Annotated in this window: 13 protein-coding genes; 9 read left to right on the forward strand and 4 right to left on the reverse strand. The window is 61.0% G+C overall.

Features of this window, described 5'->3' with window-relative positions; genetic code table 11:
* Positions 1 to 501: hypothetical protein (locus DWU98_RS17580; protein ID WP_147293363.1), on the reverse strand; the 501-nt coding region annotated here is incomplete at its 3' end.
* A 332-nt stretch (positions 502 to 833) separates the two neighbouring features.
* On the opposite strand from DWU98_RS17580, the gene DWU98_RS17585 reads away from it, so the two are divergent.
* Complete coding sequence (locus DWU98_RS17585) at positions 834 to 3059, forward strand: NADP-dependent isocitrate dehydrogenase (protein ID WP_115496883.1); 2226 nt, start codon at positions 834 to 836, stop codon at positions 3057 to 3059.
* A 373-nt stretch (positions 3060 to 3432) separates the two neighbouring features.
* Positions 3433 to 4359: a TraB/GumN family protein gene (locus tag DWU98_RS17590; RefSeq protein WP_230474911.1), complete on the forward strand. Its 927-nt coding sequence runs from the start codon at positions 3433 to 3435 to the stop codon at positions 4357 to 4359.
* Between the two features lie 50 nt (positions 4360 to 4409).
* Here the strand turns inward: DWU98_RS17590 and DWU98_RS17595 are convergent, their stop codons facing one another.
* Positions 4410 to 5360, reverse strand: a complete 951-nt coding sequence (locus tag DWU98_RS17595; RefSeq protein WP_115496986.1) for an aldo/keto reductase — start codon at positions 5358 to 5360, stop codon at positions 4410 to 4412.
* A gap of 361 nt (positions 5361 to 5721) precedes the next feature.
* Here DWU98_RS17595 and DWU98_RS17600 point away from each other — a divergent pair, with 361 nt between their 5' ends.
* The gene (locus DWU98_RS17600; protein WP_115496885.1) at positions 5722 to 6639 is read left to right on the forward strand and encodes a LysR substrate-binding domain-containing protein; all 918 of its coding nucleotides are present in this window, start codon (positions 5722 to 5724) and stop codon (positions 6637 to 6639) included.
* 3 nt (positions 6640 to 6642) lie between these two features.
* Here DWU98_RS17600 and DWU98_RS17605 read toward each other — a convergent pair whose 3' ends face one another.
* Complete coding sequence (locus DWU98_RS17605) at positions 6643 to 7491, reverse strand: energy transducer TonB (protein WP_158545107.1); 849 nt, start codon at positions 7489 to 7491, stop codon at positions 6643 to 6645.
* 180 nt (positions 7492 to 7671) lie between these two features.
* Here DWU98_RS17605 and DWU98_RS17610 point away from each other — a divergent pair, with 180 nt between their 5' ends.
* The 3 genes from DWU98_RS17610 to DWU98_RS17620 all read left to right on the forward strand — a co-directional run bounded on the left by DWU98_RS17610 (position 7672) and on the right by DWU98_RS17620 (position 10061).
* Positions 7672 to 8334, forward strand: coding sequence for an NYN domain-containing protein (locus tag DWU98_RS17610; RefSeq protein WP_115496887.1), 663 nt, complete (start codon positions 7672 to 7674; stop codon positions 8332 to 8334).
* A 251-nt stretch (positions 8335 to 8585) separates the two neighbouring features.
* The gene (locus DWU98_RS17615) at positions 8586 to 9503 is read left to right on the forward strand and encodes a class I SAM-dependent methyltransferase (RefSeq protein WP_115496888.1); all 918 of its coding nucleotides are present in this window, start codon (positions 8586 to 8588) and stop codon (positions 9501 to 9503) included.
* 21 nt (positions 9504 to 9524) lie between these two features.
* On the forward strand, positions 9525 to 10061 hold the full coding sequence (locus DWU98_RS17620) for a pseudouridine synthase (protein ID WP_115496889.1): 537 nt from the start codon (positions 9525 to 9527) through the stop codon (positions 10059 to 10061).
* Positions 10062 to 10142: 81 nt separating this feature from the next.
* Here the strand turns inward: DWU98_RS17620 and DWU98_RS17625 are convergent, their stop codons facing one another.
* Positions 10143 to 10928, reverse strand: a complete 786-nt coding sequence (locus DWU98_RS17625) for a TatD family hydrolase (protein ID WP_115496890.1) — start codon at positions 10926 to 10928, stop codon at positions 10143 to 10145.
* 236 nt (positions 10929 to 11164) lie between these two features.
* Here DWU98_RS17625 and gspE point away from each other — a divergent pair, with 236 nt between their 5' ends.
* From gspE to gspG, 3 genes are all read left to right on the forward strand, one after another.
* On the forward strand, positions 11165 to 12898 hold the full coding sequence (gene gspE / locus DWU98_RS17630; RefSeq protein WP_115496891.1) for a type II secretion system ATPase GspE: 1734 nt from the start codon (positions 11165 to 11167) through the stop codon (positions 12896 to 12898).
* Positions 12899 to 13072: 174 nt separating this feature from the next.
* Positions 13073 to 14290, forward strand: coding sequence for a type II secretion system inner membrane protein GspF (gene gspF / locus DWU98_RS17635; protein WP_115496892.1), 1218 nt, complete (start codon positions 13073 to 13075; stop codon positions 14288 to 14290).
* A 59-nt stretch (positions 14291 to 14349) separates the two neighbouring features.
* Positions 14350 to 14790, forward strand: a complete 441-nt coding sequence (gspG, locus tag DWU98_RS17640; protein WP_115496893.1) for a type II secretion system major pseudopilin GspG — start codon at positions 14350 to 14352, stop codon at positions 14788 to 14790.
* Positions 14791 to 14834 lie beyond the last annotated feature (44 nt).

Raw genomic sequence — 14834 nt, forward strand, 5'->3', positions numbered from 1 at the left:
CTGATTCCCTTGCGGTGACAACAGACCGGCGCGGGTTCGAACATCCGCTTCGGTGGTCAATGACGAAGATGCCCTTTGATACTGGCATTGGCGCGGTGTGAGGCCGGACTCAGGTGGCGGATAGGGGTCCCAAAAATCCTTGGCTTTTTGTTCGAGTTCCTGCAGTGCGTTTGGGCCTTCGTTAAGCTTGGGAAGCTGGTAGAGGTCGGGCACTCCCGAATCCTCGATGGCCGCTTGGGGTACGCCCTGGAAGGGATCCTTGGAGGACGCTGCCTGGGAAGGCGCGCCGCTCGGTGCGAAGCGATCGGACACCGTTGCGTCAGCTTCGCGTTTTGATTGCGAGGCGATGGCGGGATAGGGGAATGATGAGGAAAACGTGGCGTGATCGGGGCGGATGGCGTGTGGTTCGGTCGTCAGCGCGCGCGGAGATTTTTTTTCGGTGATGGGGGACGGTGTCCGGGATGGCGTGTCTGGACGGATCGTGGAATCACTGATGCGCATGCACTGAGTACCTTCATTGGGAGCGAAGGCCAGTGTTTTTGAAAGGGGGATGTCGGCGGTGGTACAGCGCGATATCAGCCCGCGTCCATCCGTTTGGGCTGTCAAGCCGGGACATTTCTGGCATCCGGAACTGTTTTGCGTTACACATGCACGGCGCGCTTTCGTCCCCTAGGTAAAAGCGCGACAATGACGGTCCCTCGCAGAACCCATGGTGCCTGATCAGGCGTCCGATGCGATTGGCACACAGCCTGCATCGTGCAGCGTGCTGATGTCACCGTGGTGTCCGCGTTCCCAATCGACTATCTCGTAGCAACCAAAGGCCCATCCAGACTATGTCCCAGACGCCGAAGATCATCTACACGCTGACGGATGAAGCCCCGTACCTCGCCACCCAGTCCCTGCTGCCCATCATCAAAGCCTATACCGCCACCGCGGGTATCGACGTGGAGACGCGCGACATCTCGCTGGCAGGGCGCATCCTGGCGCAATTTTCCGACATCCTCAAAGACGGCCAGAAAATTTCCGACGACCTGACCGAACTGGGGCAGCTCGCCACCACGCCGGATGCCAACATCATCAAACTGCCCAACATCAGCGCCTCGATGCCGCAGCTCAAGGCGGCGATCAAGGAACTGCAATCCCAGGGCTACGCGTTGCCGGACTATCCGGAAGAACCCAAGGATGTGGGCGATTGGAATGTCCGCGCGCGCTACGACAAGGTCAAGGGCAGCGCGGTGAACCCGGTGCTGCGCGAAGGCAACTCCGATCGCCGCGCACCGCTTTCGGTGAAGAACTATGCACGCAAGCATCCGCACAAGATGGGTGCCTGGAGCAAGGATTCGAAAACGCACGTGGCGCACATGAGCGGTGGCGATTTCTACGGTAGCGAAAAATCCGTCACCGTCGAGCAAGCCACTGTCGCCAAGATCGAATGGCTTGGCAAGGACGGCAGCAGCAACGTGCTGAAGGAAAAAACCACCATCAGCGCTGGCGAAATCATCGACGCCGCCGTGATGAGCAAAAAGGCACTGGCCAGTTTCATCGATGCGCAAATCGAGGAAGCCAAACGCCAGGGCGTGCTTTTTTCGCTGCACCTGAAGGCCACGATGATGAAGGTCTCCGACCCCATCATGTTCGGGCAGGTCGTGATCGAGTTCTACAAGGATGTGCTCGCCAGGCACGCCGATACGCTCAAGCGCATCGGCTTCAATCCGAACAACGGTATCGGTGACTTGTACGCGCGCATTGGCGCACTGCCGGAAGACCAGCAAGCCCAGATCAAGGCCGACGTGAACGCCGAATACGCCAAGCGCCCGGCGCTGGCGATGGTGAACTCCGACAAGGGCATCACCAACCTGCACGTGCCCAGCGACGTGATCATCGACGCTTCGATGCCGGCGATGATTCGCGACTCGGGCAAGATGTGGAACGCCGAGGGCAAGCTGCAGGACACCAAGGCGGTCATCCCGGATCGCAGCTATGCCGGCGTGTACCAGGCCGTGATCGAAGACTGCAAAGCGCACGGCGCCTACGACCCCACCACCATGGGCAGCGTACCTAACGTCGGCCTGATGGCGCAGGCAGCGGAGGAATACGGCTCGCACGACAAGACCTTCCACATCGCCGGTGATGGCGTGGTGCGCGTCACCGATGCGAACGGCAACGTGCTGCTGGAACACCCTGTGGAAGTCGGCGACATCTGGCGCATGTGCCAGACCAAGGATGCGCCGGTGCAGGATTGGGTGAAGCTGGCCGTGACGCGCGCGCGCCTGAGCAATACGCCGGCCGTGTTCTGGTTGGACAAGAACCGTGCGCATGACGCGCAGATCATCAAGAAGGTCGAACGTTACCTGAAAGATCACGACCACAACGGTTTGGACATCCGCACGCTGTCGCCGGTCGATGCCACCTCGTTCTCACTGGAACGCATCCGCAAGGGTCTGGACACCATCTCCGTGACCGGCAACGTGCTGCGCGACTACCTCACCGATCTGTTCCCGATCATGGAACTGGGCACCAGTGCGAAGATGCTTTCCATCGTCCCACTGATGGCCGGCGGCGGTCTGTTCGAAACGGGTGCGGGCGGTTCCGCTCCCAAGCACGTGCAGCAGTTCCTGGAAGAGGATTACTTGCGCTGGGATTCGCTCGGCGAATTCCTTGCCATGGCCGCATCGCTCGAACACCTGAGCAACCGCTACCACAACAAGGCGGCCGGCGTGCTGGCCAAGACGCTGGATCAGGCCAATGGCAAGATCCTCGACAACAATAAATCACCTGCGCGTAAAGTCGGCGAACTGGACAATCGCGGCAGCCATTTCTATCTCGCCCTGTACTGGGCTCAGGCCCTGGCTGAGCAGAGCGACGACGCCGCGCTGAAAGCGAAGTTTGCGCCGCTGGCGAAGGTGCTCGCGGAAAATGAGGCGAAGATCATCGGCGAACTCAATGGCGCGCAGGGCAAGTCGGTGGATATCCATGGGTACTACCATCCCGACCTCGCAGTCGTGAGTAAGGCGATGCGGCCGAGCGAGACGTTCAACAAGGCGCTGGCGGCGTTGTGAGCGGTCGCTGTTGCGAGCATAAAAAACGGAGCCTCAGGGCTCCGTTTTTTTGTAGCAGCGACTGGACCGCTGCGTCGCCCGGGCGGAAGCTGGTCCAGCCGCTTTGCTCTCTTGCATGAACGTAGCGGGATCCAGGCTTCGCCAGGGTGACGGCGTTTGAGCCGGTGCGAGGGGTGTCGTAAGTAAGAGAACGGCTTTTTGCACCACGTTCTAGAATGGTTCGACGATTCGTCCGCTGATCCAGGAACTCATCTCGATGCGCGTTTCCTTGGCGATAGCTATCGTGGCTCTCCTGATTACAGGGCCGGCGCGGCCTCAATCAGTACCGGCGCCATCTTCCAGCGCGCCAGCGTCGAATCCTATCCATGCACCGTTGCTGCAGACTGTCACCGTCACCGGCGTACAGCCTGGACCTGGGTTGTGGAAAGTGAGTAAGGGCGATCATGTGATGTGGGTGCTCGGCACCTTGACGCCACTGCCCAGGCGCATGCAATGGCGTTCCTCGGAGGTGGAGCAGACATTGGCGCGCTCGCAAGAGCTGCTGGAGGCGCCCACCGCCGAACTCAAAGTGGAAGCAGGTTTCTTCACCAAATTGGCGCTGCTGCCTTCGGTCTATGGTGCGCGCAAGAACCCCGGCGGTGCGAGCTTGCAGCAGATTCTGCCGCCAGAGATCTATGCGCACTGGGAAATACTCAAGCAGCAGTATTTCGGCAACGATCACGGCATCGAGTATTGGCGCCCGATCCTGGTGGCATTGAAGCTCTATCAGAAAGCGTTGGACAAGGCCGGCCTCACCAGCGCGAACGACATCAACAAGGCCGTGCTCAAAATGGCCGACCGGCATGATGTGAAGCGCCTGCCCGTCAAATACACATTGGTCGTGGAACACCCGCGTGCGGCGATCGATACCATCAAGCAGACCAATCTGCACGACATCAGCTGTTTCAATCAGACGCTGGACACAGTGCAGAACGACATGGGCGAGCTTACTGAGCGCGCCAATGCCTGGTCGACCGGCGACATTCAAACCCTACGCAGTTTTGCCCTAAACGGTCGGCATGAATCGTGTGTCATCGCCGTGGTCAACGCCGACTTCGCGCAGCAACTTGGCCTGCATGATCTTCCGCAACGCATAGCCCAAGCGTGGCTCGACGCCGCACGGTCAGCGTTGAGCCGCAATACGCAAACCTTTGCCGTGTTGCCGATGGATCAGGTGTTGTCGCCGGACGGGCTGCTGGCACAGTTGCGGGCGAAGGGTTACATCGTGCAATCGCCTGATGAGCTGGATCGGTCGCACTAACTGCGTGTGCAGGAATTGCGCGCGTTTTGTCGAGTGTGGCCCAGCAGTAATCAGAACGTCGCGCTGGCGTCGCTCAACAACGCAATCTCATTCTGCGTCAGCGAAAGCATGGCCGCGCCGCTCAATTCACGCCATTGCTCGACGGTGGTGGCACTCACGATGGGTGCGACAATGCCCGGACGCGCGAGCTGCCACGCCAGCGCGACTTGCGCGGGCGTGGCCCGGTGTGCCGCGGCCACTTCATCGAGCGCGGCAAGCACGTTCAATCCTTGCGCGTTGAGATATTTCTTCACTGCGCCACTGCGTGCGCTGCTTTTGACCAGATCCGCTTCGCTACGGTATTTACCGCTAAGAAATCCGCTGGCCAGAGCGTAGTAATTGATGACGCCGACGTGCTCCTCGACCACCAGCGGTTCCAGTTCCCGCTCATAACCGGCGCGGCTGACCAGATTGTATTCCGGTTGCAGGCTTTCGTAGCGCGGCAGGTTGTGTTCCTTGGATACCTTCAATGCTTCGGCAAAGCGATCGGCGGTGTAGTTGGACGCACCGATAACGCGCAGCTTGCCTTCCTCGATCAATGTTCCGAATGCACCCAGCGTTTCGTGCAACGGAATGGTGGCGTCGTCGGCGTGGGCCTGGTAGAGGTCGATGTAGTCGGTTTGCAGGCGCGTGAGCGAACCTTCGACCGCCTTGCGGATATTGATGGGCGACAGGCCAAGGTGTTCGTTCCACTTGCCCACCTTGGTGGCGATCACGACGCGATCGCGCTTGCCGCTTCGCTTGAGCCACTTGCCGATGATCGTCTCCGATTCACCGCCGCGGTTGCCCGGCACCCATGCCGAATAGACGTCCGCCGTGTCGACCAGGTTGAAGCCTGAGTCGACGAACGCATCCAGCAGCGCAAAAGAGCGCTGGTCATCCGCGCTCCAGCCGAAAACGTTGCCACCGAAGGCGAGCGGTGCGACAGAAAGCGTGGAGCGACCCAGTTTGCGCTGTTGCATGGACATATCCTCGGCAGACACGAGCGAACCGCCACAGAGCGGCTGATGTCTGCCGAGGTGGGTGCGCCCAGGCTGTAATCAAGCGCAGCAGGTCGATCGATCACATCCGGGTGTGGCGCGCAACGGTAGCTCCGAGACGTCCACATCGACCAATGCCGGCGTGTTCGTGCAGCCGCATGCGGCTGCATCAGGCCGCCACGAAAGCGGGCCAGGCGTGACATGGTGGTGAAGGAACAGCAGGTCGACCCATGGCGAACGCATGGCGGGGGTTCCTGGTCGGGGTGGGGTAGCTCCAAGGTAATGGCAGGGTCACGCAGGAAAAAGCGATATATTCACAAGCCAGATTTGACGGATATTCAACATGAGTCGGGTGCCGCTGAGTCTTCTCCAGCAGTTTGTGCAAGTGGCGCGCTTGGGCAACCTCTCGCGCGCGGCCGAGCAGGCCAACCTCACCGTGAGTGCGTTGAGCCATCAGATGCGGCAGTTGGAGGAGCGTCTGGAGCATCGTCTGTTTGAGCGCGGCCCGCGCGGCGTCACGCTTACGGCAGAGGGATGCAGCCTGCTGGAAGCGGTGGGCGATCACTTCGACGGCATCGAGCATGCACTGACGCGTTATCGCGTGCGGCGGCATGATTCGCTCACGGTGACTGCCAGTCCCGGCATTATTTCAAGCTGGCTGATGCCGCGTCTGCCACGCCTGCTGGCCACGCATCCGGAGCTGGAGCTGAATCTGCAATCCACCAATACGCTGGTGAACTTCGAGCGCGAGGCGGTGGATGCCGGCGTGCGCTATGGCAAAGGCGAGTGGGAGGGTTTGCGCAGCGAATACCTGTTCGGCGAATGGATCGCGCCGGTGGCCGCGCCCTCGCTGGTGGCGCGCATGGCCGGCGCCGATCCGCTGGATCTCGCGCAATGGCCGTTGATCGGCGATCCCAACCGCAACAACCGGTGGAACGAATGGTTTGCGCATTACGGTGGTGAAACACCGCATCGTTACGTGGCGCACGTGGATACCATCGACGCCCTTCGTCAGGCCGCGCTGGAAGGGCTGGGCGTGGCGCTCGGCCGCATGGTGACATCCAAATCGTGGATCGATGCAGGCAGGCTGGTGGTGCTGGGCAATCGCTATCTGCCGGTGCCCGAGGCGTATCACCTCGTCTATCCGCCGCGCTCGGAAGGCCATCGCGGCATGGCCACGTTTCGCACCTGGCTGCATGAAGAAGCTGTAGCGTATTGCCGTGAAATGCCGCAGCCCTTGCGTGACGAGGCTGCGGCATAGGAGTCATGCGCCGTCGAGTGCGGTCGTCAAATGCAGCGATGTATTGGCTTGGGAAATGCTCCCGGCGGGAATGGTGTCCGGTGATGAGGTCATCGATGCCTCGGCTTTCAGCCATGGCACCAATTCGCGTGGGCCGGGAATGTAGACCTGCCACTTGCCGTACGTGTCTTGTTTCGGCGCGCCCATCACGTTGAGGTTGTAGGCCACCGGCACCCTCACGTCCCAATAGGGATCGGCGGTGTGCTTGCCGGTCGTGGGTAGTTTGAACGTCCACTTCTTCGCCGCTTCAATGGACGCATCGGCAAGCATGTCGCGGAAGTGGCGCATTTGCGATTCGCGACCGTAAGAATTCAGGTTCACCTGTTCCGCCGCAACGTTCTCGACCGTGCCTTGCCGGTTCACGCGCACGACCAGGTACACCGTTCCGCTCACCCGCGATTCGACCGCATCGTGCGGATAACTGGGTGGCTGGCGATCTTTGTAGCGCACGTGATCGGTGGCTGCGTCACCGCCATCGCCGAACGTCGCACCACTGATGGCGATCGATTCGTGCTGGTCGTCGACAGGCGTTGCCTTGATGCGTAGATACATCTTCGTGCGCTGCATCGCATCGACGGGTTCATCGAAGTGGAATTTCCAGCCGACCACGCTTTTCTTGATGAGATCGGTGACCGCCGACGGAACGTTCTCGACGCGGTCGATGGTGTAGTCGTGCACCGAACCGTTGGGTGCCACGTCGATCCAGCCTGTCACCAGCATGCTGGCCTCAGCGGTCTTGCGTACGTCAGTGGCGCCGGCGCAGGCCGTCCATGCTAACAGCGCGAACACCACCCATCCCATCCAACGTTTCATGTGCCATCCCCTTGCAATGATGGGGCGAGTATAGCCGGCCAAAACGCAACTCGATGTCGACATCTTCCATCGACGTCGACGCGGTTACGGTTGGCTTCCACATATCGTAAACTGTTGATCGCCGAACATTATCCAATCGGCAACGTCATCTCGTTTTCGTGACAGTTCATAAGGATTTTTATGTCAAATACCGCCATCCTCGTCGACGGCGCTTTCTTTCTTGCGCGCTACCGCAAAGTATGGGGTGATCGCGACGCTACCGATGCGCGCACCGTTGCCAAGACGCTGTTCGGCATGGCGCTGGAGCATCTGAAGGCGCTGGATCGTCCGCGCGAAGCGCTTTACCGCATTTTTTTCTACGACTGCCCGCCGCTCGAGAAAGTGCTGATCAAGCCGGTCAGCGGTGAAAGCATCGATTATTCACGCACGGGCGCGGCAGCCTTCCGCCGTGATCTTCATGACCAACTGCGTCGCCAGCGCAAAATGGCGCTACGTCTCGGGCGGCTCGCCGATCGGGGCGAATGGAAACTCAAGCATCAGGCTTATCAGCAACTGCGCGACGAATCGCTGTACTGGGACGAGCTCACCGACGAACACTTCGAGCCCGACATGCGCCAGACGCAGGTCGACATGAAAATCGGCATCGACATCGCCGCGTTGGCCTACAAGCAGCAGGTGGATCAAATCGTGCTGGTGGCGGGCGATGCAGACTTCATTCCCGCGGCCAAGCTGGCGCGCTACGAAGGCATTGACTTCATACTCGACCCGATGTGGCAGGGTATCGCGCCGGATCTGCACGAACACATCGATGGTTTGCAGTCGGTGTGCCCGCGGCCGTTTTGATCAGCCATACCGTTAGCGGCCGCCTTGTCGAAGGGCCTGATCACTCGTCGCCCGGGCGAGCGCCGGGGCTCAGTGGCTTGGCTCTCGCTTGAAGTAACCAGCCCTTGGCGTCCGCCGAAGGGCTTGTGGTGCTACGAAGGGCACTGTGCGGCATTTGTAAATTAATCATAAAATGTCCACATCGGCTGTACGGCTTCGGCGGCACGCTGCCCCGAGTTACCCACCCGGGTACTTACTAATAAGGAATAGTCATGAAGATCAGGCTCGCCTTCGGATTGTCCGCCGTCCTCTTGCTCGCCGGTGTGGCCCATGCGCAGCAAGCGGCGCAGGATCAGCCGGGGGGCGAACTGGTGCCGCCGACCAGCGCCAGCGACTTCACCGCCGGCCAGCTCGATGCGGTATTGGCGGGCTCCTGGCGCTCGGAACACGACAAGGCGCGCGACGTCTACCGTCATCCCAAGGCCACGCTGCAGTTCTTCGGCCTGCAGCCGGACAAGACGGTGATTGAAATCACCCCCGGTGGTGGCTGGTACACCGAGATTCTCGCGCCGCTGCTGCGCGACAACGGCCACTACATCGCCGCGGTACCGGGTGGCAACGGCGGTGAAGAGCGCCAGGACGCCGATGCGCTGCGCGCCAAGTTCAAGGCCGCCCCGGCTCAATATGGCAACGCCGCCATCGCGGTCTTCAATCCCAAGGCGCCAGTATTCGGGCCGCCCGGTTCGGCGGACATGGTGCTCACCTTCCGCAATGTGCATAACTGGGCCATGTCCGGCACGGCGGAGGCGATGTTCAAGGCGTTCTACGCCGTGCTCAAGACCGGTGGCACGCTGGGCGTGGTGGATCACCGCGCCGCACCGGGCGTGACGCTCGATGCCGTCAAGAGCAGCGGCTACCTGCCGACCGATTACGTGATCAAGCTCGCCACCGATGCCGGTTTCAAGCTTGATGGCCAAAGCGAGATCAACGCCAATCCGAAGGACGACCGCAATCACCCCAAGGGCGTGTGGACGCTGCCACCCACGTATGCCTTGGGCGATCAGGATCGCGCCAAGTATCAGGCGATCGGTGAGTCCGATCGCATGACGCTGCGTTTTGTCAAAACCGGTGTAAACAAGGCGCCGAACGTGCCCGGGCCGGCGACCACGGTCGCGCCGACCGCGCACTGATTTTCCGGCCACTGCAGGCACATGCTCATCGCGCTGAACAAGCCGTTCGGTGTGCTGTGCCAGTTCACCGCGAGTGATGGACGTCCTACGCTGGCCGATTACGTTCGCCAGAAGGATGTCTATCCCGCCGGTCGCCTGGATCACGACAGCGAAGGGCTGTTGCTGCTCACTGACGATGGTGGGTTGGCCCATCGCCTCACCGATCCCAAACACAAGCAACCGAAAACCTATCTGGTGCAAGTGGATGGCGCGCTCACCGATGAAGCGGTGCAGGCGTTGAGTCGCGGTGTGACGTTGAATGACGGGCCGACGTTGCCATCCATCGCCGAACATGCACAGGAGCCCGCGTGGTTATGGCCGCGCGACCCGCCGGTGCGTTTTCGCAAGAGCATTCCCACCAGCTGGTTGTCGATCACCTTGCGCGAGGGACGTAATCGTCAAGTGCGCAGGATGACGGCGGCGGTCGGGTTTCCGACGTTGCGGTTGATACGGGTGCGGATTGGCGATTATGCGTTGGAGGGGTTGTTGCCAGGAGTAACACGCCTTCTCTTGCGGTAAACAATCTCGTCGTCATTCCGGCCTTCGTGCGCCGGAATGACATCAGGCGAGAGATGTGCATCGCCGAAACCTGTGGAAACGCTACAGCCCAAAAAACACCCGCGCCGCTGCCGTACTGTTCGCCGCTGTCATCTCGACCGACTCCCCGCGATCGCGCGCAATTTCCTCGCAGATATGCTTGAGAAACATCGGCTCATTGCGTCGATGACTGGGCTGTGGTCGCACCGTGCGCGGCAGCAGATACGGTGCATCGGTCTCGATCAACAAGCGATTGGCCGGAATCTCGCGCACGAATTGGCGCAGATGCGTGCCGCGTCGTTCGTCGCAGATCCATCCGGTGATGCCGATGTGGCAATCCAGTGCGAGGTAGTCGAGCAATGCTTCACGCGTATCTGTGAAGCAATGCACGACCACGGCGGGCACCTTGTCACGATAACGCTTGAGCAATGGCAGAAAATCGTGATGCGCATCGCGCTGATGCAAGAACAGCGGCTTGCTCACCTCCGCCGCAATCCGCATCTGACGCTCGAACACGTCCAGTTGCACATCACGCGGCGAGTAGTTGCGGTGATAATCGAGCCCCGTCTCGCCGATGGCACGGACTTCCGGCAGCCGCGCCAGTTCGCGTAGCCGGGTATCGGTTAAATCGCTGTAATCGACCGCATGGTGCGGATGCACACCGGCCGTGGCGTAAAGCACTCCAGGGTGGGCATGGGCCAGCTCAAGCGCGTGATCACTGCCGGCGTGTGACGCCCCCGTGACGATCATTTGAACCACGCCCTGATCGGCCGCGCGCTGCAGCACGGCATCGAAATCGTGTCGAAAGGACTCGTGGGTGAGATTGGCCCCGATGTCAATCAGCTGCATGGCGAACCCTTGTAAAGCTTTTATTGTCTCAGTTGTTAACAGGCTGATCCATGTTGCCTGCGCATTACGCTTGCAAAAGGGCGATCGCCCATGAACGGGTGATCACTACGTAGTCACAGCTTCGAGGCAACGCTCGCCAGCCGCTTTGTGAATGTGTTACCAATGGGGTTCGCCCATTCGACGCTTGGAACGCCGGGCGGGCGTAACGATCCATTAGCGACCAACGGGGTGCATGTATGTCGGCAGCATTGAAGCCGGCGTCCACTGGGACGATACAACACACGGAAGACCACGAAGCGGCGGTATGCGCGCTGCTGGTGGGGCGCGGTCGCCTGAAAGACAACGACTTGGCGCGCGCCAGGCGTCTGCATGAGGAGGCGCCGGAGGGCACGTTGACCGCGCTGCTCGCCCGCTTGGGACTGGTCTCCGAGCGCGATCTGGCCGAAGCCTGGGCCGAACGGCTGCATGTGCCGCTGCTGGTGGTGCGCGACGCTCCGGAGCTGCCGCCGGCCGAGCTCGACGTTTCAATCCGTTTTCTCAAGCAGCAGCACGTGGTGCCGGTGCGCCTGGGTGAAGACACCGTCGCCCTGGCGGTGGCCGATCCGGCCGACTCCTATCCGCTGCACGCCGTGCAACTCGCCTCGGGCAAGCCGGTGTCGATGTGCATCGGCATCCGCTCGGAAATCGACGATTTGATCGAGCGCTACTACGGGCAAGGCCGTTCCGCGATGGGCACCATCGTGGAAAACCTCGACGGTAGCGCGGCCGAAGAAGACGACGTGGAACATCTGCGCGATCTGGCGTCCGAAGCACCAGTGATCCGCCTGGTAAACCTCATCCTGCAGCGCGCCGTCGAGCAGCGCGCGTCCGACGTGCACATCGAGCCGTTCGAGAATCGACTGAAGGTGCGTTACCGCATCGACGGCGTGCTGCACGAAGTGGAAGCGCCGCCATCCAGTTCTACCGCTGCCGTGATCAGCCGCGTCAAGATCATGGCCAAGCTCAACATCGCCGAGCGTCGCCTGCCGCAAGACGGACGCATTCAATTGCGCGTGCAAGGCAAGGAACTGGATCTGCGCGTTTCCACCGTACCTACCAGCTTCGGCGAGTCGGTGGTGATGCGTATTCTCGATCGCGAAACGGTGGTGTTCGATTTCGCATCGCTAGGCTTTACCGACAGCTTCCAGCAGCGTTTCATCGATGTGCTGGAGCGCCCGCACGGCATTCTGCTGGTTACCGGCCCCACCGGCTCGGGTAAAACCACCACGCTTTACACCGCGCTGTCGAAGATCAACACACCGGGCGTGAAAATCATCACTGTGGAAGATCCGGTGGAATACCAGCTCGAGGGTATCAACCAGATTCAGGTGAAGCCGCAGATCGGGCTGGATTTCGCCAACGCGCTGCGCTCGATCATGCGTCAGGACCCGGACGTGATCATGATCGGCGAAATGCGCGATCTGGAAACGTGCCGCATCGCGATCCAGTCCGCGCTCACCGGTCACCTGGTGTTGTCGACGCTGCACACCAACAGCGCTTCGGGCGGCGTGACGCGTCTGCTCGACATGGGCGTGGAAGATTATCTGCTGGGCTCCACCGTCAATGGCATTCTCGCGCAGCGCCTGGTACGGCGCCTCGATCCGGAAACCGCCATTGCGTACGAAGCACCACCGGAAGTCATCGCAGAATTCGAGCTCGAGAAATACACCAGCGAGCGACCGATCCGCTTGTGGAAACCAGGCAGCAGCACGGCCAACCCCACCGGCTACCGTGGCCGTCGCGCCATCATGGAATTTCTGGTGATGAGCGACGCCTTGAGGCGCCTGGTGATGCAACGCGCCGATGCCAGCGAGATCGAGCGTCAGGCGCGCGCCGAAGGCATGCGCACCATGTATGAAGACGGCATCGCCAAAGCGGTCGCCGGCATCACCACCATCGAGGAGGTGTTGCGTGTTACGCAGGAAGGGTGATGTTGGCGAGCTCACTCCCTCTCCCCTTCAGGGAGAACGTCGGGGTGAGGGGACACACTCGCGTCCGCTCATTATTGCAGCGCGCTTTGTTGCGGTAACGAGGCAAGATTGGCCCTTCGCCTCTATCCTCTCCCCGACGGGGAGAGGAGGCGAACGCAAAGAGCTCGTTGCACTATGAGCCAGTTCAGCTACCGCGCCGTCAGCGTCTCCGGCGAAATCGTGCAGGGACAGATGGAGGCGAGCAGCCTCGACGAAGTAATCGTGCGCCTGCAGGACCAAGGCCACACGCCACTTGAAGCCAAGCCGGCCGATACCGGCGGTGCCAGCAGCGGTTTTGCCGGCCTGTTCAAGCGCGGCCCTTTCAGCGGCGATCAGTTGGCGCAATTCACGCACCAGCTCGCGACGCTATTGGGTGCGGGACAGCCGCTCGATCGCGCGCTGGGCATCCTGATGGATCTGCCCGAAGGCGAACACGCGAAGAAATTGATCGAGCGCGTTCGCGATCGCGTGCGTGGCGGTACGCCCTTGTCGCAGGCGATGGATGAAGAACACGGCGTGTTTCCCAAGCTTTATATCGCGCTGGTGCGCGCCGGCGAAGTGGGCGGTTCGCTGGAAGATACCTTGCGTCGCCTGGCCGACTATCTGGAACGCACGCAGCAACTGCGCGGCAGCATCATCAATGCGCTGATCTATCCGGCGTTCCTGATGGTGGGCGTATTGGGCTCGCTGTTGCTGCTGCTTACCTACGTAGTGCCGCAGTTCGTGCCGATTTTCCAGGACATGCAGGTGCCCATTCCCTGGATCACGCGCGCGGTGCTCGCGCTGGGTACGACGCTGCAGAGCGGGTGGTGGCTGATCATCGTGATCGTGGTCGGTGGCGTCATGGTATGGCGCGCACGCATGCGCGATCCGGCCATGCGCCTGGCCTGGCATGAGCGCCTGTTGAAGCTGCGCCTGGTCGGCCCGCTGATGCTGAAAGTGGAAACCGCGCGTCTTGCGCGCACCCTTGGTACGCTGGTCAAGAACGGCGTGCCGCTGCTATCGGCACTGGGCATTGCGCGCATGGTCACCTCCAATCGCGCACTGGACGAATCACTCGTGCAAGCGACCGAGATGGTCAAGGGCGGTAACGGCCTGAGCCTTGCACTCGGACAATCGCAACGCTTTCCGCGCCTGGCCATCCAGATGGTGCAGGTGGGCGAGGAAGCCGGGCAACTGGACACCATGCTGCTGAAAGTGGCCGACACGTTCGAGCTGGAAAGCCGGCGTTCCATCGACCGCCTGCTGGCCGCTCTGGTGCCGGCGCTTACCATTGTCATGACGGTATTCGTGGCCATCATCATGGCCGCTATTCTGCTGCCCTTGCTCAGCCTTACCAGCAATATCCAGTAACAGGCATCGCGTCCGAGCTATCGCTTTTTATTCACGCTTCGAAACGGAGAACACAACCTATGCAGTACACATATCCGCGAACCCGGCGTCTGCGCAACCCGCATCGCAGCGCCGGTTTCACATTGCTGGAAATGCTCGCCGTGATCGTGCTGATCGGCATCGTCGGTGCCATCGTGGTGCGCCAGGTCGGCAGCAGCGTGGATAAGGGCAAATACGGTGCTGGCAAAGCGCAGCTCACCACCTTGAGCCAGGCCGTCGACGCCTATGCGCTGGATAACGGTTCGCCACCGGCGCAACTTCAGGATCTGGTCAACAAGCCGGCCAACGCCAGCAACTGGCAGGGGCCATACGTGAAGCCCTCGCAGCTCAAGGATCCGTGGGGTCATGATTTTGGTTACAAATATCCCGGCGAACACGGCAGCTATGACCTGATTTTCTACGGTCGCGACGGCAGGCCCGGAGGCGATGGCTACGACGCCGATGTTGGAAATTGGCAGTGACAAAACGGCTGCGCGCGCGGAGTGTTCTCGCTCTCTCCCTTTGG

The sequence above is a fragment of the Dyella monticola genome, assembly GCF_003363155.1.
Lineage (GTDB): Bacteria > Pseudomonadota > Gammaproteobacteria > Xanthomonadales > Rhodanobacteraceae > Dyella_B > Dyella_B monticola.

What these genes read in the sequence shown, in the direction of transcription:
- DWU98_RS17585 (WP_115496883.1), top strand. Translation starts at nt 834, where the DNA reads ATGTCCCAGACGCCGAAGATCATCTACACGCTGACGGATGAAGCCCCG.
- DWU98_RS17595 (WP_115496986.1), bottom strand. Translation starts at nt 5,360, where the DNA reads ATGCAACAGCGCAAACTGGGTCGCTCCACGCTTTCTGTCGCACCGCTC.
- DWU98_RS17600 (WP_115496885.1), top strand. Translation starts at nt 5,722, where the DNA reads ATGAGTCGGGTGCCGCTGAGTCTTCTCCAGCAGTTTGTGCAAGTGGCG.
- DWU98_RS17605 (WP_158545107.1), bottom strand. Translation starts at nt 7,491, where the DNA reads ATGAAACGTTGGATGGGATGGGTGGTGTTCGCGCTGTTAGCATGGACG.
- DWU98_RS17610 (WP_115496887.1), top strand. Translation starts at nt 7,672, where the DNA reads ATGTCAAATACCGCCATCCTCGTCGACGGCGCTTTCTTTCTTGCGCGC.
- DWU98_RS17615 (WP_115496888.1), top strand. Translation starts at nt 8,586, where the DNA reads ATGAAGATCAGGCTCGCCTTCGGATTGTCCGCCGTCCTCTTGCTCGCC.
- DWU98_RS17620 (WP_115496889.1), top strand. Translation starts at nt 9,525, where the DNA reads ATGCTCATCGCGCTGAACAAGCCGTTCGGTGTGCTGTGCCAGTTCACC.
- DWU98_RS17625 (WP_115496890.1), bottom strand. Translation starts at nt 10,928, where the DNA reads ATGCAGCTGATTGACATCGGGGCCAATCTCACCCACGAGTCCTTTCGA.
- gspE (WP_115496891.1), top strand. Translation starts at nt 11,165, where the DNA reads ATGTCGGCAGCATTGAAGCCGGCGTCCACTGGGACGATACAACACACG.
- gspF (WP_115496892.1), top strand. Translation starts at nt 13,073, where the DNA reads ATGAGCCAGTTCAGCTACCGCGCCGTCAGCGTCTCCGGCGAAATCGTG.
- gspG (WP_115496893.1), top strand. Translation starts at nt 14,350, where the DNA reads ATGCAGTACACATATCCGCGAACCCGGCGTCTGCGCAACCCGCATCGC.